The organism is Nocardioides sp. (assembly GCF_047607365.1).
Taxonomy (GTDB): Bacteria; Actinomycetota; Actinomycetes; order Propionibacteriales; family Nocardioidaceae; genus Nocardioides.
Genome location: NZ_JASGDD010000115.1, coordinates 1 through 19,283 on the forward strand (window position 1 = coordinate 1; position 19,283 = coordinate 19,283).

16 protein-coding genes and 1 pseudogene are annotated in these 19,283 nt (G+C 72.0%); 5 read left to right on the forward strand and 12 right to left on the reverse strand.

Features of this window, described 5'->3' with window-relative positions; all coding sequences use genetic code 11:
• Positions 1-389: pseudogene (locus QM572_RS08610) on the reverse strand (oxidoreductase); the annotation flags it as partial.
• A gap of 25 nt (positions 390-414) precedes the next feature.
• Between QM572_RS08610 and QM572_RS08615 the strand changes: the two are divergent.
• Positions 415-1,320: a class I SAM-dependent methyltransferase gene (locus QM572_RS08615; protein WP_415092074.1), complete on the forward strand. Its 906-nt coding sequence runs from the start codon at positions 415-417 to the stop codon at positions 1,318-1,320.
• On the opposite strand, the gene QM572_RS08620 is transcribed toward QM572_RS08615, so the two are convergent.
• The 7 genes from QM572_RS08620 to QM572_RS08650 form a co-directional block, all read right to left on the reverse strand.
• Positions 1,307-1,744: a globin domain-containing protein gene (locus QM572_RS08620; protein ID WP_415092076.1), complete on the reverse strand. Its 438-nt coding sequence runs from the start codon at positions 1,742-1,744 to the stop codon at positions 1,307-1,309. The genes QM572_RS08615 and QM572_RS08620 overlap by 14 nt on opposite strands.
• 147 nt (positions 1,745-1,891) lie before the next feature.
• Positions 1,892-2,584, reverse strand: coding sequence for a sirohydrochlorin chelatase (locus QM572_RS08625; RefSeq protein WP_415092078.1), 693 nt, complete (start codon positions 2,582-2,584; stop codon positions 1,892-1,894).
• A 92-nt stretch (positions 2,585-2,676) separates the two neighbouring features.
• Entirely contained in the window at positions 2,677-3,804 is a 1,128-nt protein-coding gene (locus QM572_RS08630; protein WP_415092080.1) for a uroporphyrinogen-III synthase, read from the reverse strand.
• Positions 3,804-4,157 (reverse strand): nitrite reductase small subunit NirD, encoded by a 354-nt coding sequence (nirD, locus tag QM572_RS08635; RefSeq protein WP_415092082.1) that lies wholly within the window; start codon positions 4,155-4,157, stop codon positions 3,804-3,806. Before nirD ends, QM572_RS08630 begins: the two co-directional genes overlap by 1 nt.
• Entirely contained in the window at positions 4,154-6,763 is a 2,610-nt protein-coding gene (nirB, locus tag QM572_RS08640) for a nitrite reductase large subunit NirB (RefSeq protein ID WP_415092084.1), read from the reverse strand. Before nirB ends, nirD begins: the two co-directional genes overlap by 4 nt.
• Complete coding sequence (locus QM572_RS08645; protein ID WP_415092086.1) at positions 6,753-8,201, reverse strand: FAD-dependent oxidoreductase; 1,449 nt, start codon at positions 8,199-8,201, stop codon at positions 6,753-6,755. The genes nirB and QM572_RS08645 overlap by 11 nt, the downstream gene beginning before the upstream one ends.
• A gap of 68 nt (positions 8,202-8,269) precedes the next feature.
• Positions 8,270-9,301 (reverse strand): NAD-dependent epimerase/dehydratase family protein, encoded by a 1,032-nt coding sequence (locus QM572_RS08650; RefSeq protein WP_415092088.1) that lies wholly within the window; start codon positions 9,299-9,301, stop codon positions 8,270-8,272.
• 103 nt (positions 9,302-9,404) lie between these two features.
• On the opposite strand from QM572_RS08650, the gene QM572_RS08655 reads away from it, so the two are divergent.
• A complete protein-coding gene (locus tag QM572_RS08655; RefSeq protein WP_415092090.1) occupies positions 9,405-10,076 on the forward strand; it encodes a TetR family transcriptional regulator in 672 nt (223 codons plus the stop codon).
• A 193-nt stretch (positions 10,077-10,269) separates the two neighbouring features.
• Here the strand turns inward: QM572_RS08655 and QM572_RS08660 are convergent, their stop codons facing one another.
• The 4 genes from QM572_RS08660 to QM572_RS08675 form a co-directional block, all read right to left on the reverse strand.
• Positions 10,270-12,324, reverse strand: a complete 2,055-nt coding sequence (locus tag QM572_RS08660) for a molybdopterin oxidoreductase family protein (RefSeq protein ID WP_415092092.1) — start codon at positions 12,322-12,324, stop codon at positions 10,270-10,272.
• A gap of 11 nt (positions 12,325-12,335) precedes the next feature.
• Positions 12,336-13,871, reverse strand: coding sequence for an MFS transporter (locus QM572_RS08665; protein WP_415092094.1), 1,536 nt, complete (start codon positions 13,869-13,871; stop codon positions 12,336-12,338).
• A 104-nt stretch (positions 13,872-13,975) separates the two neighbouring features.
• The gene (mctP, locus tag QM572_RS08670) at positions 13,976-15,646 is read right to left on the reverse strand and encodes a monocarboxylate uptake permease MctP (protein WP_415092096.1); all 1,671 of its coding nucleotides are present in this window, start codon (positions 15,644-15,646) and stop codon (positions 13,976-13,978) included.
• On the reverse strand, positions 15,643-15,870 hold the full coding sequence (locus QM572_RS08675) for a DUF3311 domain-containing protein (RefSeq protein ID WP_415092098.1): 228 nt from the start codon (positions 15,868-15,870) through the stop codon (positions 15,643-15,645). Before QM572_RS08675 ends, mctP begins: the two co-directional genes overlap by 4 nt.
• A gap of 62 nt (positions 15,871-15,932) precedes the next feature.
• Here QM572_RS08675 and QM572_RS08680 point away from each other — a divergent pair, with 62 nt between their 5' ends.
• From QM572_RS08680 to QM572_RS08690, 3 genes are all read left to right on the forward strand, one after another.
• Complete coding sequence (locus tag QM572_RS08680; RefSeq protein ID WP_415092100.1) at positions 15,933-16,427, forward strand: flavin reductase family protein; 495 nt, start codon at positions 15,933-15,935, stop codon at positions 16,425-16,427.
• An 883-nt stretch (positions 16,428-17,310) separates the two neighbouring features.
• Positions 17,311-18,135, forward strand: a complete 825-nt coding sequence (locus tag QM572_RS08685; RefSeq protein WP_415092102.1) for an alpha/beta fold hydrolase — start codon at positions 17,311-17,313, stop codon at positions 18,133-18,135.
• The gene (locus tag QM572_RS08690) at positions 18,132-19,085 is read left to right on the forward strand and encodes an NAD(P)-dependent oxidoreductase (RefSeq protein WP_415092104.1); all 954 of its coding nucleotides are present in this window, start codon (positions 18,132-18,134) and stop codon (positions 19,083-19,085) included. Before QM572_RS08685 ends, QM572_RS08690 begins: the two co-directional genes overlap by 4 nt.
• Positions 19,086-19,283: the final 198 nt, after the last annotated feature.

The following is a 19,283-nucleotide window of genomic DNA, read 5'->3' on the forward strand; positions in this document are numbered from 1 at the left end:
CGCAGGCGCAGCGCCGCCTCCGGCGAGCGCGGCCGGCCGAGGTCGGCGTCGGGCAGCGTCCCCCGCGCCGCGAGCGCGTGCAGCCGCGCGAACGCCTGCAGCGGAGCGTTCTTGAGCACCGGCACCAGCGACAGCACCTCCGCCGAGATGCGTACGGCGTCACCGGCCGTCCCGTCCCCCTCGCCCGCTCGCACCTCGGCGAGTGAGGAGGCCGACCCCGAGAGCACCGCCGAGGCGTGCGCCCCGCGCAGCAGCGACTCGGCGGTCTGTTCCGGCGTGGTCTTGCGCAGGCCCCGGTCGCGGAGCATCACGTCGATGCCGTCGCGCGTGGCGGCGTACGCGCTCGCCACTCCCTCGAGCGACACGAGTCGCGCCAGCGGATCAGTCACGGTCCGCAAGGCTAACCTGAGGGACATGGTCGATCCCGCGCGCTCCTTCGGCTCGGTGGCCGACGCCTACGACCGTGGCCGGCCCGGCTATCCCGCCGACGCGGTGAGCTGGCTGATCGGCAAGCCCGGCACCACCTTCGTCAACGTGCTCGAGCTGGGCGCCGGCACCGGCAAGCTCACCCGCGCGCTGGTCGAGCAGCGCTATCACGTCTTCGCCACCGATCCCGACGACGCCATGCTGGACGTCCTGGCGACCCACCTGCCCGACGTACGCGCGACCAAGGCCACCGCCGAGCAGCTCCCCGTCCCGGACGCGTCGGTCGACGTCGTGGTCGCGGCGCAGGCGTTCCACTGGTTCGATCCCGAGCGGGCGCTGCCGGAGATCGCGCGGGTGCTGAAGCCGGGCGGCCACCTCGCGCTCGTCTGGAACGAGCGCGACGAGACGATCCCCTGGGTGCGCAAGCTGGGCGCGATCATCAACGGGACGGCGCATCCGGATCCTGCCCCGGTGCTGGAGGGGTCCGGCTACTTCGCCGGCACGCTGCACGAGCAGTTCGAGTTCTGGCAGGAGGTCGACCGGGCCGGCCTCGTCGACCTCGCCCTCAGCCGCTCCACGCAGGCCGCGGGCAGTGACGAGCACCGGGCCGAGGTGCGGCGCCAGGTCGAGGCCCTGTACGACGACTACGGCCGTGGCACCGGCGGGATGCGCCTGCCCTACCTCACCCACTGCTACCGCGCGGCGGTGACCGACAAGCGGCCCGCTCCGCCACCGGCGCCGCCCGCTCCGCCGGTCCAGGCGCCGCCCGAGACGCTGATCAGCTCCCGCCCGGAGCCCGCCGACGACTCGACGGCGGTCTCACTGCCGCGGGTGCTGACCGACTACCGGCCGCCGGAGGAGACCGGCGAGGTCAAGCTCTTCACCTGGCACTGACCCCGTCGGCCCCATCGACCTCGTCGGCGGCTGAGGCGCCGGCCTGCATGAGCGAGGCGACAGCGCCGAGAGCCGCGATCCACTCCGCCGTCATCGCCGGCGTCCACGCGCCGCCGCCGAGCTCCTCCATGGCGGCGATCATGCACTCGGCGACGGCGTCGTACATCGGCGCGGTGACGCCCCAGCCCGCGTGACGGGCGCCCAGCGCGCCGAGGGTGTCGGTGAGCCAGGCGGCGTCGTCGAGGTGGTCGAGGACGGCGATCACGGCACCGCGCAGCATCTTCGCCTGCGGGCCGATGTCGGCGGAGAACATCGGTCGCACGGCCGGATAGCGCGCGAAGAGGATCTCGTAGAAGCGCGGGGTCAGTGCCTCCTCCTGGCCGTCGACCAGGACGAGGCTCTCGGTGAGCAGTTCCTTGTCCATGACCCTACGATCGGCGGCCGCGATTGCCTCCGTCGGCGTCTCGGGACGCCGCGAGCGTGAACTTGTCCTCACGGCCTCACAGCACGGTGCGCACCGAGGTCGTCCGGCCCGTCGCCGGCCACGCTCGGCGAGCGCTTGGAGCAGGGCTCAGTGGACTTCGGTGTGCAGCCGTGCGGAGGCCCGCTCGCAGATCAGCTCGACGAGCAGCGGATGCGCACCGAGGACGTCCGCGACGACCACCGCCCCCGAGGCTCGCGCCTCCTCGGCCGCGCGGGTGGCGAAGTGGCCCGGGCTGAGCAGGTAGGTCGAGACGACGTCGCCCGGCTCGATCACGTCGGCCGGCCGCGCGCCCTCCCCCGACAGCACCGCGACGCGGACGCGGGCGCCCCAGATGCCGGTGAGCAGGTCGGCGGCGCCGGCGAGGTCCTCGGCCGCGCGCGGATCGCGGGATCCGGCGGCGATCATCACGACCGGGTCGCCGGGGACGGCGCCGGCGTCGATGAGCCGGGACGCCTGGGCACGGGCCAGGAGCGGATGCGGGCCGAGCGGGGGCGCGAGCACCATCTCCCGAGTGGGGCCTCCCCTCCCGCCGAGTGGGGCCTCCCCTCCCGCGAGAAGGGCCTTCGGCAGGTCCACCGCCACGTGGTACCCCCGTGACAGGAGCAGAGGTACGACGACGACCTCGCCCGGGGTGGCCGCGATCGCGTCGGCGAAGAGCGGCCGGCAGAGCTCGACGTACGTCGTCGTCGACTCGAGCCCGAGCCGGCCCCCGGCCAGCCGGGTGAGCTCCGCGGCCACCGCGTTGCCGGTCTCATGGCGGGTCCCGTGCGCCACGGTCATCACTCGCACGTCAGCCCCCACTCGACGCGAGGAGAGGCCCCACTCGGCGGGAGGGGAGGCCCCATTCGGCTGAGGGGAGGCCCCAGTCGGCGTCATGCGATCGCCAGCCGGTAGCCGCGCTTGACGACGGTCTGGATGGCACGGGTGCCGAGCGCGGCGCGCAGCCGGGCGACCGCCATCTCGACGGCGTGCTCGGACCCGGCGGTGCCGCTGGGCAGCATGGCGAGCAGGGCCTGGCGGGAGACGACGTTGCCGGGGTTGGCGACGAGCGAGTGCAGCACGGCGAGCGGCGCCGGGGAGAGCCGGACCTCGGTGCCGTCGAGGAGCACCTCGTCGCCGTGCAGCAGGAGCTGGTGGCCGCCGACGAGCTCGATCGAGAGCCCCGCGCGGCGCGAGGGCAGCTCGCACTCGAGCTGGTTGACCATCGCGACCAGGCGGTAGCGGTCGGCCGGCCAGATCGTCGGCACCCCCCACATGTCGAAGGCCGCGGCGGCGACCGGGCCGACGCAGGAGGCGACCACGTCGGCCTGGAACGCGGCGATGACCTGGTCGCGCAGCCCCATCGAGCCGGCGACCTGCATCAGCGCGGCGATGGCGGGCGCGGAGGTGAACGTGACCGCGTCGAGCTCGCGGGCGGCGATCAGCTCGACCATCCCGAACATCGGCCCGGGGTCGGCGGCCGGCTCGACGCGGTAGACCACGACCGAGACCACCTCGGCCCCCTGGCGCCGGAGCGCGTGGGCGACGATCGAGAGGGACTGGCCGTGCTCCTGCACGACGATCCGCTTGCCGGTGAGGTCACGGCCGCGCAGGTGCTCGAGCACGTCGTCGAAGGACTCCGACTCCGGCGCCCACAGCTCGCGCAGCCCGAAGCGCCGCAGCGCGCCGACCGACTTCGGCCCGCGGGCGAGGATCTCGGCGTCGGCGAGACGGTCGACGAGCCGCTGGGCCAGGCCCCACTCCGACGCCTTCTCCAGCCACGCCTTCATCCCGATGCCGGTGGTGGCGAGCAGCATGTCGATCCGCTGGCCGAGCACCTCCTCGGTGCTGGCGCGGAGGGCGGTGTCGTCCACGCGGTTGGGGTCCATCGACAGCGCGGGAGCGAGCACGACCGACGCACCGCGGCGCTCGAGCAGGGTGACCTGCTCCTCGGCCTTGCGGGCGGCGGTCACGCCGATGCGGAAGCCCTCGAGCGGGCGCTCACTCCCGGCGTTGACCACTAGTGCTGCTCTCCCACGAGGACCATCCCGTTGCTGACCACGACGTCGTACGTCGGCACGCTGACCTCGTCGTCGTCCAGACATCGTCCGGAGCGCAGGTCGAAGGCCTGCTTGTGCAGCGGCGACGCCACGAACGGAACCTCCCGGTCCCCGACGAGCCGGGTCCCGACGATGCCGCGCGACAGCACCGAAGCGCGCCCGAACGGATCGTAGTTGTCCAGGGCGTAGTAGCGGTCGTCCTTCGTGCGGAAGACGGCGACGGCGACGCCGTGCACCAGCGCGGTGACCGCGGACTCCGGATCGATCGCATCGGCCGGGCACACCTGGGTGAGCGCGGTCTCCGTGGCGGTCATCGGGGCGCTCCGACGGCGATGGCGGAGCCGAGGTTGACCACGCCGTCCGCGTCGACGGGGACGATCTGGTCGCGCACGGCGCCGAAGGAGATCGCCGGGTCGGGGGTGTCGGCGGCGTTGACGAAGGAGACGAAGCGGCGCAGCTTGTCGGGGTCCTCCAGCGTCGCGGCCCACTCGTCGAAGTAGGAGTCGACGTGCTGCGCCATGGCGGCCTCCAGCTCGGTGCCGAGGCCGAGCGCGTCGTCCACGACCACCTCGCGCACACGGTCCAGGCCGCCGTCGAGCGCGTCGATCCAGGTCGAGGTGCGCTGCAGCCGGTCGCCGGTGCGGATGTAGTACATGAGGTAGCGGTCGAGATAGCGGACCAGCTCGGCGGTCGAGAGGTCGCCGGCGAGGAGCTGGGCGTGTGCGGGCACGGCGCCGCCGTTGCCGCCGACGTAGAGGTTCCAGCCCTTCTCGGTGGCGATGACGCCGAAGTCCTTGCCGCGTGCCTCGGCGCACTCCCGGGCGCACCCGGAGACCCCGCCCTTGAGCTTGTGGGGGCTGCGCAGGCCGCGGTAGCGGAGCTCGAGCATGATCGCGAGCCCGACCGAGTCCTGGACGCCGTACCGGCACCAGGTCGAGCCGACGCAGGACTTCACCGTGCGCAGGGACTTGCCGTAGGCGTGGCCCGACTCCATCCCCGCGTCGACGAGCCGCCTCCAGATCGCGGGCAGCTGCTCGAGGCGGGCGCCGAAGAGGTCGATCCGCTGACCGCCGGTGATCTTCGTGTAGAGCCCGAAGTCGCGCGCGACCTCGCCGATCACGATCAGCTTGTCGGGCGTGATCTCGCCGCCGGGGATGCGCGGGACGACGGAGTAGGTGCCGTTGCGCTGCAGGTTGGCCAGGGCGAAGTCGTTGGTGTCCTGCAGGGTGCGGTTCTCCGCCGCGAGCACGTGGCCGTTGAGCTGGCTGGCGAGGATGGAGGCGACGGTCGGCTTGCAGATGTCGCAGCCCCGGCCGGTGCCGTGCGCGGCGACGATCTCGTCGAACGTGCGGTAGCCGTGGATGAGCACCACGTCGAAGAGCTCCGCGCGGGTCATCGCGCTGCGCCCATTTCCGCCTCCGGCAAAGTGCTCGCAGAGGGACCTGTCGACCGTGCGCCCCTGCGCCGCGAAGTAGTCCTCGACGATCTTCTTGACCTGCACCTTGCAGGAGCCGCAGGTGGCGCCGGCCTTGGTCGCGCGAGTCACGTCACCAGCGGTCTCGCAGCCGTGGTCGACGGCCGCCTTGATCTGGCCCTTGGTCACGTCGTTGCAGGAGCAGACCTGCGCCTCGTCGGGCAGCTCGATGTTGCTCGCTCCCCCTCCGGTCGAGGCTGGGAGGATGAGCTCCTCGGGGTTCTCCGGCAGCGCGAGGCCGCTGGAGACCATCGGCCTCAGGATCCCGTACGCCGAGGCGTCCCCGACCAGCACGCCACCGAGCAGGCGGTAGCTGCCGTCGTCACCCTCGCTCACGACGAGCTTCTTGTAGATCCCGGCGACGGCGTCGTGGAAGACCAGCTCGAGCGAGTCGGGGGTGGTGCCGTGCGCGTCGCCGAAGGAGGCCACGTCGACCCCCAGGAGCTTGAGCTTGGTGGACATGTCGGCGCCGGTGAACGCGGCCTCCGAGGCGCTGCCCGCGGTCCGGTGGACGAGCGCGTCGACGGCGACCTCGGCCATCGCGTAGCCCGGAGCGACCAGGCCGTACATCGTCCCGCCGGGCGCCGCGCACTCGCCGATCGCCCAGACGTGGTCGTCGGAGAGCGTGCGGCACTGCTCGTCGACGAGGATGCCTCCCCTCTCCGCAACGGCCAGGTCGGCGGCGCGGGCGAGGGCGTCGCGCGGCCGGATGCCGGCGGAGAAGACGACGATGTCGACGTCGAGCGGGTTGCGGTCCTTGAGCGCCAGCGCGCCGACCTTCCCCTTGCCGTCGGTGTCGAGGATGGCCTCGGTCATCGCCCCGGTGTGGGCCGTGATGCCGAGCTTCTCGATGTGCCGGGTCAGGGTCCTGCCGCCGACGTCGTCGACCTGGACGGCCATCAGGCGCGGCGCGAGCTCGACCACGTGCGTCTCCAGGCCGAGCTGGTGCAGCGCGTTGGCGGCCTCGAGACCGAGCAGTCCGCCGCCGATGACGGCGCCGGTCTTCGCCCTCTTCGCCGCCTTCCGGATCGCGTCGAGGTCGTCGATCGTGCGGTAGACGAAGACGTTGCCCAGCTCGCGCCCCGGCACCGGCGGCACGAACGGCGCGGCTCCGGTGGCCAGGATCAGCTCGTCGTAGTGCAGGTCCTCGCCGTCCGCCAGGGTCACGATGCGATGCCGCGGGCTGATCGCCACGACCTCGGAGCTGAGGCGGAGGGTGACCCGCGGGTCGTCGTACGCGCCCTCGGGGAGGAAGGAGAGCGCCCGGTCGCCGACCTCGAACCACGAGGTGAGCGCGACGCGGTCGTACGCCGGGCGGGGCTCCTCGCCGAGGACGACGATGTCGTGGGTCTCGGTGAGACCGCGCTCGATGGCGGCCTGGACGAAGCGGTGGCCGACCATGCCGTGGCCGACCACGACGATCCGCTTGCGATATTCAGGCGACATGTGCGGTTCCCTTCAGGAGCTGTGGAGCGAGCAGTTGCTCGCAGACCGAGCGGCAGCCGCCGCAGCCGGTGGTGGCGCGGGTCTGCTCGCGCACCTCGCCGAGGGAGGCACAGGCGCGGATCCGGCCGGCGCTGACGCCTGCGCAGGCGCAGACCTCGGCGTCGTCGGGCAGAAGCGATGCCGCGCCGGCGGACGGGTGGGGGGAGGAGGCCCCCGCGACGCTGCGGGGGCCGGTCAGGAGGAGGCTCGACTCGCCGTCGGCGAGGCGGGTGCGGCGGTCGAAGGCCTGGGTGATCAGGCCGACCTGGCGGAGGTCGCCGACGAGGGTCGCGGCGACGATGACGTTGTCGCGGAGGACGAGCAGGCGGTGGGTGCCGCGGATCGGGTTGGAGACGGCCACGACCTCTGCTCCCGGATCGAGCCGGGCCCGCTCGGGATCGCCGAGGACCGCGACCTCGAGATCGGTCGCGCGCAGCCGGGCGACCACGCGATGGCCGTCGTAGGTCGCGTCGCCGCCCGTCAGGCGGTCGGCGAGGACGCCGGCCTGCTCCCACGCCGGCGGGACGAATCCGGTCGTTCTGCCGTCGTGCTGGGCGCAGTCGCCGATGGCGAAGATCTCGGGATCGGTGGTGGCGAGGGTGTCGTCGACGACGATGCCGCGGCGGGTCTCGAGGCCGGCACGGCGGGCGAGGTTGACGCTCGGCCGACCGCCGGCGGTGAGGACGAAGAGGTCCGCGTCGAGAGTGAAGCCGTTGTCGAGCACGAGCCCCTCGTCCGTCAGCCGCACCGCGCGTGCGCCGGTGTAGACGTCGGTGCCGAGCTTGGTCAGACTCCGCCTGAGGACCGCGCCGGCGGCCTCGTCGACGTGGGAGTGGAGGAGCGAGTCGGCGCCCTCGACGATCTCCACGCGCAGGCCGCGGACGGACAGCGCCCGGGCGACCTGCAGCCCGAGGAGTCCGCCGCCGATGACGATGGCCGTCCGTGCCGTGGGGAGCGCGTCGAGGAGCCGGGCGCAGTCGTCCAGGCTGCGGAAGGCGTGCACCTTGGGGTGGAGGCTGCCGTCCCGGCGTACGAGGCCGCGGATGGGAGGCAGCGTCGGGATGCTGCCGGTCGCCAGCACCAGCCGGTCGTAGCCGATCTCGCTGCGGTCGGCGAGCTCGACGACCTTGCGGTCCCGATGGACGTCCACGACACGCGCGCCCTGATGCGCGGCCACGCCGTGCGCGGCGAACCAGGTGCGGCTGCGGAGGGTGATCGCCTCGGGCCGGTGCGTCCCCTCGAGGACGGCGGAGAGCAGGATCCGGTTGTACGGCGGGTGCCGCTCGTCGCCGACCACGGTGATGCTCCGGTCACCGTCGGCGCCCCCGCGCGAGACGAGCAGCTCGGCGAGGCGCACGGCTGCCATGCCGCCGCCCACGATCACGATCCGCCGTCCCATGCCGTCCATGGTGTGCGGCGGTCGTAACACCCCCGACCCGCAGGTGTCAGGGGTGTGTCACTTTCTTCTCACGCCCTCACAACGCCGTGCTCGACGAGGCTCTGCGCGGTGTCGAGGATCGTCCGGGCAGCCGGGCGCGGCTCCCAGCCGAGCAGGGCGCGAGCCTTCGCCGCGCTGTGCTGGTGGCGCCTGCCGAGTGCGGACGCGAGGGTGCGCATGTCCTCCTGGAAGCGAGCGGCGACCTTGATGGCGAAGCCGGGGATCCTCCGGGTCGGTACCCTGCCGGCCGTCTCACCGAGGCTCTCGCGCAGGAGCGCGCCCATGTCACGCAGGGACATCAGCTCGCCGCTCACGGCCAGGAACCGCTGGCCGCCCGCCTCGGGGGCGGTCATCGCGAGGAGGTGGAGGTCGACGAGGTCGCGTACGTCGACCACCTCCAGGCGGATGTCGGGCAGGCCGGGCATCCGGCCGGTCAGCATCCGCTCGACGATGTCCGTCGAGCCGCGGCTGGCGGTGGAGACGATAGGCCCGAAGACCGCCCCGGGGAGGATCGTGGTCAGCGTCGTGGCTCCTGGGTTGTCGGCGCGCTCGGCGAGGTAGTCCCAGGCGGCCCGCTCGGCCAGCACCTTGGACCGCTGGTACACGCTGAGCTGCCTCCCCTCGGGGTCGGTCCAGAGGGTCTCGTCGGTCGTCGCCGGCGTCGTGGTGTCGGCCGGGGTCGCGGCCGCGGCGGCCGACGTCATCACGACCCGCTCGACGCCGGCGTCGACGGCGTGCCGCAGGACCCGCAGGGCGCCCTCGCGCGCGGGCCGGATGAGCGTCTCGGGATCGCCGTCGGCCCCGCCGAGCGGCGAGGCGACGTGCAGCACGTACGCCACACCGTCCAGTGCCTGCGCCCAGCCTCGGTCGTCGAGGAGGTCGGCGACATGGAAGCCGAGGCGGTCGCCGGGGTCGACGAGGGTCGCGACCGCGGCGCGGACGGCCTCCTCCTTGTCGAGGCTGCGGACGGTGGTGCGGACGTCGTGTCCCTCCTCCAGGAGGCGGACGATGGCCCAGGAGGCGACGTATCCGGTGCCTCCGGTGACGAGGACTGTGCTCATGCTCGTTCCTTCAGGGGACGGGACCGCGCTGCGAATAACGAACCGGCGGTCTGTAAATCCGATCCTAACAGATATCAATCCAGTGGTCTGTTATCGTGCCCCCGTGGCCCCCGATCCCGGCTTCCAGCGCGCACGGCGCCCCGAGCAGGTGGCCGAGCGGCGCGCGACGATCCTGCGCACCGCTCGCGAGCTGCTCGGCGAGCGCCGCCTGAGCGCCATCAGCCTGCGCGACCTGAGCTCACGGGTCGGGCTCGCGAAGTCCAACGTGCTCAACTACTTCGACAGCCGCGAGGCCATCTACCTCGAGCTCCTCGACGCGGACTGGCGGGACTGGCTCGACGAGCTCGAGCAGACCGTTCCCGCCGGCGACGCGTCGGAGCCCCACGCCGCCGAGACCGCGACGGCCGGGACGCTCGCGCGCACGCTGGCGGCCCGTCCCGTGCTGTGCGAGCTCCTGAGCGCCCTGGCCGGGGTGCTGGAGCACAACGTCTCCGAGGACACCGCGCGCCGATTCAAGACGAACGCCGCGGCCAACGCCGTGCGCCTGCGCGAGTGGCTGCGCGTCCGGCTGCCGGCGCTCGACGCCGAGACCGCCCACCACTGTGCCGGGGCGATCACCCTCCTGGCGGGAGCCCTGTGGGACTACGAGCGCCCCACACCGCTCGTGCACCGGCTCAACCAGGAGTTCGGCGGCCTGCCCGCACGGTCCTTCGAGGAGAACTTCGCCACCGGCCTGCGGACGCACCTCGTCGGCGCGACGACCCTCGGGCGGTGATCAGCGGGCCCGCGACTTCGACGGCATCGGCTGCCGCACGGTGAACCCCTGGGAGTCCGCCGACTGATCCGAGGGGCCCTGCCCGAACCGCGGGTCGTCAGGGTCGCCTGGTGACTCCCAGTGCCCGCGGTTGGACTCCGCGGAGCCTCGATGGGCAGCAGGCCGCCCCCGCGCCGGCCCGCCGCGATGCCGCTCACGCGGTGACGGCGACCGCGCAGACCTTGAACTCGGGCATGCGGGAGCTGGGGTCGAGCGCGTCGAGGGTGAGCCTGTTGGCGCCGACCCAGTGGAAGGGGACGAAGACGGTGTCGGGGCGGATGGTGTCGACGATGCGGGCGGGGGCGCGCATGGTGCCGCGGCGGGTGGCCAGGGTCAGCGGCTCGCCGTCGTGGGCGCCGAGCCGCAGGGCGAGCATTGGGTGCAGCTCGACGAACGCGCCGTCGTCGGGGAGGTCGCGGATCCGGCGAGTCTGCGCACCGGACTGGTACTGCGAGAGGACGCGCCCGGTGGTGAGGTGCAGCGGGTAGTCCTCGTCCACCTCCTCGGCGGCGCCGCCCCAGCCGACCGGCACGAAGCGCGCGCGGCCGTCCGCGTGCGCGAAGGAGTCCGCGAAGAGCCGTGGCGTGCCCGGGTGATCGCGCTCGGGAAGCGTGGGGACGGGCCAGAAGAGCCCGTCCTCGGCCCGGATCCGGTCGTAGGTGATGCCGCTGTAGTCGGCCTTCCCGCCCCGCGACGCGGCGCGCAGCTCCGCGAAGACGACCTCCGGCTCGACCGGCCACTCCCCCGGCGCGCCGAGCCGCGACGCGAGCCCCGCCATGATCTCGAGGTCCGAGCGCACGCCCGCGGGAGGCGCGATCGCCTGCTGCCGCAGGATCACCCGCCCCTCGAGGTTGGTCATCGTGCCGGTCTCCTCGGCCCACTGCGTGATGGGCAGTACGACGTCGGCGACCGCCGCCGTCTCCGACATGACGATGTCGGCCACCACGAGCAGGTCGAGCGCGGCGAGCCGCTCCGCGACGGCCAGCGCGTTCGGCGCGGAGACGACCGGGTTCGACCCGAAGACCATCAGCGACCTCGGCCCGCCGTCGGTGCCGAGGGCGGAGAGCAGCTCGTAGGCCGAGAGCCCCTTGCCGGGGAGCGACTCCGGCGTGACGCCCCACACCCGCGCGACGTGCGACCGGGCGGCGGGATCCTCGATCATCCGGTAGCCGGGCAGCTGGTCGGCCTTCTGGCCGTGCTCGCGGCCGCCCTGGCCGTTGCCCTGGCCGGTGAGGCAGCCGTAGCCGGCGTACTCGGAGCCGGGGAGGCCGAGGGCGAGGCAGACGTTGATCCAGGCGAGCACGGTGGCGGTGCCGTCGGCGTGCTGCTCGGCGCCACGGGCGGTAAGCACCATGACCCGGCGCGAGGACATCATCAGCTCGGCGAGGGCCCGGACCTCCGAGGCCGCGATGCCGGTCACCCGCTCGACCCGCTCGGGCCACCACTCCGCCGCGGCGGCACGCGCCTCCTCGAACCCCGAGGTCCGCGACGCCACGAACGCCTCGTCGACCCCGCCCGCGGCGTCGACCAGGTGGAGGACGCCCAGCGCCAGCGGGAGGTCCGTGCCCGGGACGGGCTGCACGAACAGGTCGGCGCGGTCGCCGGTCGGGGTGCGCCGGGGGTCGATCACCACGACCCGTCCGCCACGCGAGCGGAGCCGGTCGAGGTGCCGCGCCGCCGGCGGCATCGTCTCGGCGAGGTTGGAGCCGACCAGCACCACCACGTCGGCCCGCTCGACGTCGGCCAGGGGGAAGGGAAGCCCCCGGTCGACCCCGAACGCCTGGTTCCCCGCCGAGGCCGCCGAGGACATGCACCAGCGCCCGTTGTAGTCGATCATCGCGGTGCCGAGCGCGACCCGGGCGAGCTTGCCGAGCTGGTAGGCCTTCTCGTTGGTCAGGCCACCGCCGCCGAAGACGGCGTTCGCGTCAGCCCCGTGCTCGGCGCGGATCGAGGCGAGCCGCGCGGCGACGAGGTCGAGCGCCTCGTCCCAGCTCGCGGCCGACCACTCCCCCGTCGCGCGATCCCGGACCAGCGGCGTCGTGAGCCGCTCCCGCGATCCGCGCAGCCCCGCCGCCGTCCAGCCCTTGCGGCACAGCGCGCCCTCGTTCACCGGGAAGGACGGGCGCTCCGCGACCTCCAGCGCGAGACCCTTGCGCTGCAAGGACATCCCGCACTGGAGGCTGCAGTAGGGGCAGTGCGTGTCGGTCACGGCGAGGGAGCTCAGATCCCGGCGTACGTCGCGCTCTTCCGAACGTAGAACGCCCAGGTGAGGGCGGCGCAGACCAGGTAGAACGCGGTGAAGATCCAGAAGGCCACCTTCGTCGCGGCCAGCGGGTCGGTGACCCAGGGGCTGTTGAACGAGATCGGGATGAGGAAGCCGCCGAGCGCACCGACGGCGCCGATGAGGCCGGCCGCGGCCGAGGAGCTCTTGGCCGCCTTGATCAGGGCGACCTGGCGATCGGCGCTGCCGTCCTCCGTGGCCTCCAGGGCGTCGTGGCGGAAGAGGTGCGGGATCATCTTGTAGAGCGAGCCGTTGCCCGCGCCGGAGAAGGCGAAGAGCAGCAGGAACGCCGTGAGGAAGACCGGGAACACGTCGGCGTTGCCGTCGACCGCGCTGACGACCGCGTCGGGGAACTGGAAGGCGGCCGGGTCCGCGGCGATCTTCGCGAGCGCCTCGGGGGTCGGCGTCGCCAGCGCGGTGAGCTGCCCGAGCGTGGCGATGATGCCGAGCGTCGAGGCGATCATGCCGACGAAGCAGGCCAGGCTGATCCGGGCGCCGCCGTACTTGTCCGCGAGCCAGCCGCCGATCGGGCGGGCCGCGGAGCCGACCAGGGCGCCGAGGAAGGCGTAGAACGCGAAGTTGATGCCGATGCCGACGACGGCAGGGACGGGCTGGCGCCAGAAGTTGAGCTTGATCAGCAGCGGCATCGCCGAGGAGTAGCCGATGAACGACCCGAACGTGCCGATGTAGAGCAGGCTCATCACCCGCACCTGGCGGTGCTTGAAGACCGCGAGCTGCTCCTTCGGGTGCGACTCGATGCCCTCGATGTCGTCCATGAAGAGGTACGCCGCCACGACGGCCGCCACCGCCAGGCCGGCGTAGATCCAGGCGGCCCGCTCGAGGTGGACGCCGCCCGCGCTGGCCTTGACCAGGCCGAAGATCCCGGCTCCGCCGACCACGACGGGCAGCAGGAACTGGATGAGCGCGACGCCGAGGTTGCCGCCCGCCGCGTTGAGCCCGAGCGCCTTGCCCTTCTCCGCGGACGGGTAGAAGAAGTTGATGTTGGCCATCGAGGAGGCGAAGTTGCCGCCGCCGAAGCCGGCCGTGGCGGCGATGACGCAGAAGAGCCAGTACGGCGTCCCCGGCTGCGTCACGGCGTACGCGAACGCGAGGGTGGGGATCAGCAGGAGCGCCGCCGAGATCATCGTCCAGCGGCGGCCGCCGAAGCGCGGCACGGCGAAGGTGTAGGGCACCCGGAGCAGCGAGCCGACGAGGTTGGGGATGGCGACGAGGAAGAAGAGCTGCTTGGGCGTGAACGCGAAGCCCTGAGCGGCGAGGAACGCCGACGAGACCGACCAGATCACCCAGACCGAGAAGCCCAGGTGCTCGGAGAAGATCGACCAGACGAGGTTGCGGCGGGCGACGGGACGGCCCGTCGTCGCCCAGAACTCGGCGTCCTCGGGACGCCAGTCCGTGAGCAGGTGCTTCGGGGCCGGTGCTTCCTCGGCCGTCGGGGTGTTGAGCACGGAGGTCATGGGGACGACTCTCAGTGGCGCGCGTGACACGGGGAGCATGAGCGCGTCAGCGCTTCGTCACGTTCCCCTCACGACCTCACGGACCTCACCGGCTCACGACCGGCTCACGGCTCGGGCGGCGGCTCGAGGGAGGAGTGCGTGGCGAGGTCCCGGTCGACCCGCGGGTCGCCGGCGTTGGCGTGGTAGTCGCCGGGAGCGGTGCGGTCGCGGCCGTTGGAGACCTTGGCCGCGTTGAGGATCGCCGAGCCGACCACGGCGACGAGCACGTTGATCACGAAGGCCGTCATCGCGATGTAGCCCATCTGGCCCAGGCCGGGGATCTCCGCGGTCGAGCCGCCGAAGTGACCGCCGGTGACCGGGCTGATGACGCGGTAGGCCGCCACGGTGCCGTAGACCATCGCGACCGCCCAGCCGGCGAGCAGCGCCCAGCGGTGGAACCAGCGGGTGTAGAGGCCGAAGACGACGGAGGGGAAGATCTGCAGGATCCAGATGCCGCCGAGGAGCTGGAAGTTGAGCGCGTTCTGCTTGTCCATGGTGAGCACGAAGAGCAGCGCGAAGAACTTCACCGCCAGCGACATCAGCTTGGAGACCTTCGCCTCCTCCGCGACGGTGGCGTCCGGCTTGAGCCACTCCTTGTAGATGTTGCGGCTGAAGGTGTTGGCCGCGGCGATCGACATGATCGCCGCCGGGACGAGCGCGCCGATGGCGATGGCGGCGAAGGCGACCCCGGCGAACCACGAGGGGAACATGTCCTCGAAGAGCTGCGGAACGACGAGCTGCGCGTTGGGCTTGCCGTCGGCGCCGACCGGCGTGGTGCCCGCCGCGATCGCGACCCAGCCGAGCAGGGCCAGCAGGCCGAGCAGGAGGGAGTACGCCGGCAGGATGGCCGCGTTGCGCCGGATGACGTTGCGGTCCTTGGACGACAGCGACGCGGTGACGGAGTGCGGGTACATGAAGAGCGCCAGGGCGGAGCCCAGGGCGAGCGTCGCGTAGGTCCAGTGGGTCGCGTCCACCGAGATGAACGTGCCGGTCGGCTTGCCGGTCGCCTCGTTGACGGTGCTCATCTTGGCCTGCGCCGAGTCGAAGACGTGGGCCCAGCCGCCGACGTGGTGGGGCAGGTAGATCACCGCCACGATGATGACGAGGTAGATCAGCAGGTCCTTGACCACCGCGATCACCGCGGGCGCGCGCAGGCCGGCGGTGTAGGTGTAGGCGGCGAGCAGCGCGAAGGCCACGAAGAGAGGCAGGTCCCTGACGAACCAGTTGTCCCCGCCACCCAGGCCGGCCACCTCGAGCACCGCCTGCATGCCGACGAGCTGCAGCGCGATGTAGGGCATCGTGGCCAGGAAGCCGGTCACCGCCACGGCGAGGGACAGGGGCCTGGCGTCGTACCGGCCGCGGACGAAGTCGGCGGTGGTGACGTAGCCGTGGCGGTGGCTCACCGACCACAGCCGCGCCATGAAGACGAAGATGATCGGGTAGAGCACGATCGTGTAGGGCACCGCGAAGAAGCCCGCGACGGCGCCGGTCGCGAACATCGCGGCCGGCACGGCGACGAACGTGTAGGCCGTGTAGATGTCGCCGCCCACGAGGAACCACGTGACGAGCGTGCCGAAGGAGCGGCCGCCCAGGCCCCACTCCTCCAGCGACTCCATCGAGGCCGGCCGGCGCCAGCGCGTCGCCAGGAAGCCCGCGACGGTGACGAGGGCGAAGAGCGCGACGAGGACGGTCATCGCGACGCCGTTGACGCCGGCGTCGGCGGTCAGGGGGATCATCGCCCGCCCTCCGTCGGGCCCGCCGGGCGCTGTGCGGAGAGGACCAGCCGGTAGGCGGCGTACGTCATCCCCGAGCAGAGGAAGACCCAGAGCAGCTGGTACCAGAAGAAGAAGGGGAAGCCCCACAGTCGTGGCTCGACCTTGGCGTAGGTCGGCACCGCGAGGAGGGCGACGATGGGGATGAGGATGAGTACGCCGGCACACCCGAGCTTGGCTCTGCGCATGTCTTCACCTTGGCACATGTGACGTGGATCACGCGATGGGCCGGAGTGGCAGGATTCGGAGCATGACGCCCGCCCACGAAGCCGACGCCGCCACGCTGCGCGCGGTCTTCGCCGGCTTCCCGTCCGGGGTCGCCGCCGTGGGCGCCGTGGTGGAGGGGACCGCCCACGTCCTCGTCGTCTCCTCCTTCACCGTCGGGGTCTCCCAGGACCCGCCGCTGGTCCTCTTCGCCGTCCAGCGCACGTCCAGCACGTGGCCGGACCTGCGCCGTGCTCCGGTGCTCGGCGTCTCGGTGCTCGGGGTCGGCCACGAGCTCGCCGCCCGCCAGCTCGCGGGCCACGACAAGGCCGCCCGGCTCGCCGGGGTCGATCACCAGGTCACCCCGTCCGGGGCGGTCCTGCTCGAGGAGTCCCCGGTGTGGCTGGAGTGCACCGTCGAGCACGAGTACCCCGCCGGCGACCACGACATCGTCGTGCTGCGAGTGAGCTCGCTCGCCTCCAGCCCCGACCACGACCCGCTGGTGTGGCACCGCTCCCGCTTCGCGAGCCTCGCGGACTGATCGACCCACTCTCGCGTCCCGTCCGGTTGCTGACGTGGCGCATCGAGTCGCCGCTGCTCGTCAGGCAAAACCGTTCACCTGATAGTCCTCAACATTTCCGAATTGGTGCGCCGCTTAGCCGACGAGAAAGCTTAAAGACCATCCTGGATATGGAGGAAGGTGAGGTTGCGGTCCGCCAGACGCCAACTTCCCCACGGGTGAATACTCGACAATGAGCATGATTTAGAAGTGACCATCCCAGTCAGTAGAACTCAAGTCGCGTGACGATACGGATGATGCTGGGAAGCCCTGAAAGCCGAGCACACTGTCCGGCGGCCGGGATCTTCCAGTTCGTCACCGGTGTTCATACCGGCTGGGATCAACGAGCGAGTCTCACCAGCGCTGGGCCAGGAAATCGGGTCGGCCAGAATTGGTGGTGAGGATCAGACGATGAATATCAAAACCGCAAAGATCTGGGCGGTCTTTTACATCGTCGCATGCGTGGTGATTGGATTCTTGATAATGGACGTGCTTCAGTCGTGGCTTCCGTTCTTGCCCGCCCTCGTCCTTGCCGCGTTGATCGTCTGTGTAATTGGCTTGGCGGTTCGTCGTGCTTTCTGGCGCAATACGGAATAAGTACCTCCTCCCGGATTCGGGTGTGGATCGGGTTGACGCGTCGGTCCCGACACGCGCGCGGCGCAACCTCACCAACTACATCACCAGAAGCCTGTCGATCACAGCCCCAAGCCTCGTCAGAGGTCAGATCGCGAGTCACACAGCAACACGGCCCGGCGCGACGCGGATCAGGCGTTCAGCAACACGTCCGACGCCTGCGCCTCGAGGACCGAGGCGATCACGTTCCCCACTCAGCGGCCTCCCGGGGTACTCGCTAGCCTTGCCGCACATGGAGACGTTCCACACCGGCACCCTGGGCGGATGGCTGCGCGCGGGTGACCCGGATCGCCAGGTGCTGCTGCTGCACGGCGGCCCGGGCCTCACCGACTACATGGACGAGCTCCTGCCCGAGCTCGACGGCTGGACCGTCGCCTCGTTCCAGCAGCGCGGCCTCGCGCCGAGCGCGACCGAGGGCACGTACACCCATGCCGAGGCGCTCGCCGACGTCGACGAGGTGCTCGACCATCTCGGCTGGACCAGGCCATACGTCGTCGGGCACTCCTGGGGCGGCTATCTCGGATGGAAGCTCGCCGCCTACCGCCACCACCGGCTCGCCGGGGTGATCGTCGTCGACCCCGTCGGCGCGGTCGGCGACAAGGGGCTCCCGGAGTGGAGCGCGGCCTTCGAGCGCCTGGTCGATCCCGCCCTGGCCGCGCGCGCCGCGGCCACCGAGGACCCCAAGGAGGCGCTCGCGCTGTACTGGCCCTACTACTTCGCCGACCCGGCCTCCGCTCCTCCCGCCCCCGACTGGGAGCAGGCGCCCCAGGCCGCCGAGGGCGCGTGGCCGGAGATGCTGGAGCCCGAGCCCGACCTCGAGGAGGCGCTGACCCGTGTGCCGATCCCCGTCTACGCGGTGCACGGCGCCGGCGGCCCGATGCCGCTGCGGGCCTCGCTGGAGACGCTGGCGCTCATCCCCGACTCGTGGTGCGACGCGGTCGACGGCGCCGGCCACTTCGTGTGGCGCGAGGCGCCCGGCCGGGTCGGCGCCGCCCTCGACCGAGTGGCGGCAGCCGGTACCGGCGTGACGGGACGACCGGAGGGGACCCCCGGATGAGCGGGCGACCGCTCGTCTGGGTGCCCTATCCCGTCGCCGAGCTCGAGCTGCCCGACGACGTCCTCGCGGCCGCCGACGTCCGGCACGTCGAGCTGGGCAGGGAGAGCTCGTCGGGCCTGAGCGTCACGCCCGACAACGCCGGCGAGGTCCGCTTCCTCGCGATCCCCTACTCCTTCGACCCGTCGGTCTTCGACCTCCTGTCCGGCATGACGAGCCTCGAGGTGGTGCAGGTCCAGTTCGCCGGGGTGGAGGCGATGCGCGGCAAGGTGCCCGGCCACGTCACGCTCTGCAGCGGGCGCGGCATCCACGACACGGCCACCTCCGAGCTCGCGCTCACCCTCACCCTGGCCGGCCTGCGCGACCTCGCCACCTACGTCCATGAGCGGGACCGGCAGGTGTGGGACCAGAAGTGGCACCCGTCGCTGGCCGGCGCCCGGGTGGTGATCGTGGGAGCGGGCGCGATCGGCGCCGCCGTACGCCGCAAGGTGGAGGCCTTCGAGGCCACGGCCGTCATGGTGGCCCGGTCGGCGCGTCCCGACGAGGGCGTCCACGGCGTGGAGGAGCTGCCCGAGCTGGTCCACGACGCCGAGGTGGTCGTCCTGATCCTGCCGCTCACCGAGGAGTCCCGCGGCCTGGTCGACGCCGAGCTGATTCGCGCGATGAAGCCGGGCGCGCTGCTGGTCAACGTCGCCCGCGGCGCGATCGTCGATACCGACGCGCTGGTCGAGGCCTGCGCCGAGGGCCGCATCCGAGCCGCGCTCGACGTCACCGACCCGGAGCCGCCACCGCCCGGCCACCCGCTCTGGACCACGCCCGGCATCCTGCTGACGCCGCACATCGGCGGCACCGCCAGCTCCTTCTTCCCCCGCGCCAAGCGGCTCATCGCCGAGCAGGTCACCCGCTACGTGCGCGGCGAGCCGCTCGAGAACGTGGTGGACGCCGACTACTGATCGCCGCCTCGAATCGTGCATTTGCGCGATGACTCGCCGAGGAACCCGCCCGTCTTCGGGGCGTCATCGCGCAAAGGCACGATCCTGTCGACCTATCAGTGGTGGAAGGCGAGGGCGGCGGGGATCGCGATCACGAGGAAGCGGATCCAGCGGCCGGTGAAGACGGCCACCGCGAAGGGCAGCAGCCGCATCCGGGAC

Coding starts and splice junctions, on each gene's coding strand:
- QM572_RS08615 (WP_415092074.1), top strand. CDS start 415: ATGGTCGATCCCGCGCGCTCCTTCGGCTCGGTGGCCGACGCCTACGAC.
- QM572_RS08620 (WP_415092076.1), bottom strand. CDS start 1,744: ATGGACAAGGAACTGCTCACCGAGAGCCTCGTCCTGGTCGACGGCCAG.
- QM572_RS08625 (WP_415092078.1), bottom strand. CDS start 2,584: ATGACCGTGGCGCACGGGACCCGCCATGAGACCGGCAACGCGGTGGCC.
- nirD (WP_415092082.1), bottom strand. CDS start 4,157: ATGACCGCCACGGAGACCGCGCTCACCCAGGTGTGCCCGGCCGATGCG.
- nirB (WP_415092084.1), bottom strand. CDS start 6,763: ATGTCGCCTGAATATCGCAAGCGGATCGTCGTGGTCGGCCACGGCATG.
- QM572_RS08645 (WP_415092086.1), bottom strand. CDS start 8,201: ATGGGACGGCGGATCGTGATCGTGGGCGGCGGCATGGCAGCCGTGCGC.
- QM572_RS08650 (WP_415092088.1), bottom strand. CDS start 9,301: ATGAGCACAGTCCTCGTCACCGGAGGCACCGGATACGTCGCCTCCTGG.
- QM572_RS08665 (WP_415092094.1), bottom strand. CDS start 13,871: ATGACCTCCGTGCTCAACACCCCGACGGCCGAGGAAGCACCGGCCCCG.
- mctP (WP_415092096.1), bottom strand. CDS start 15,646: ATGATCCCCCTGACCGCCGACGCCGGCGTCAACGGCGTCGCGATGACC.
- QM572_RS08675 (WP_415092098.1), bottom strand. CDS start 15,870: ATGCGCAGAGCCAAGCTCGGGTGTGCCGGCGTACTCATCCTCATCCCC.
- QM572_RS08680 (WP_415092100.1), top strand. CDS start 15,933: ATGACGCCCGCCCACGAAGCCGACGCCGCCACGCTGCGCGCGGTCTTC.
- QM572_RS08685 (WP_415092102.1), top strand. CDS start 17,311: ATGGAGACGTTCCACACCGGCACCCTGGGCGGATGGCTGCGCGCGGGT.
- QM572_RS08690 (WP_415092104.1), top strand. CDS start 18,132: ATGAGCGGGCGACCGCTCGTCTGGGTGCCCTATCCCGTCGCCGAGCTC.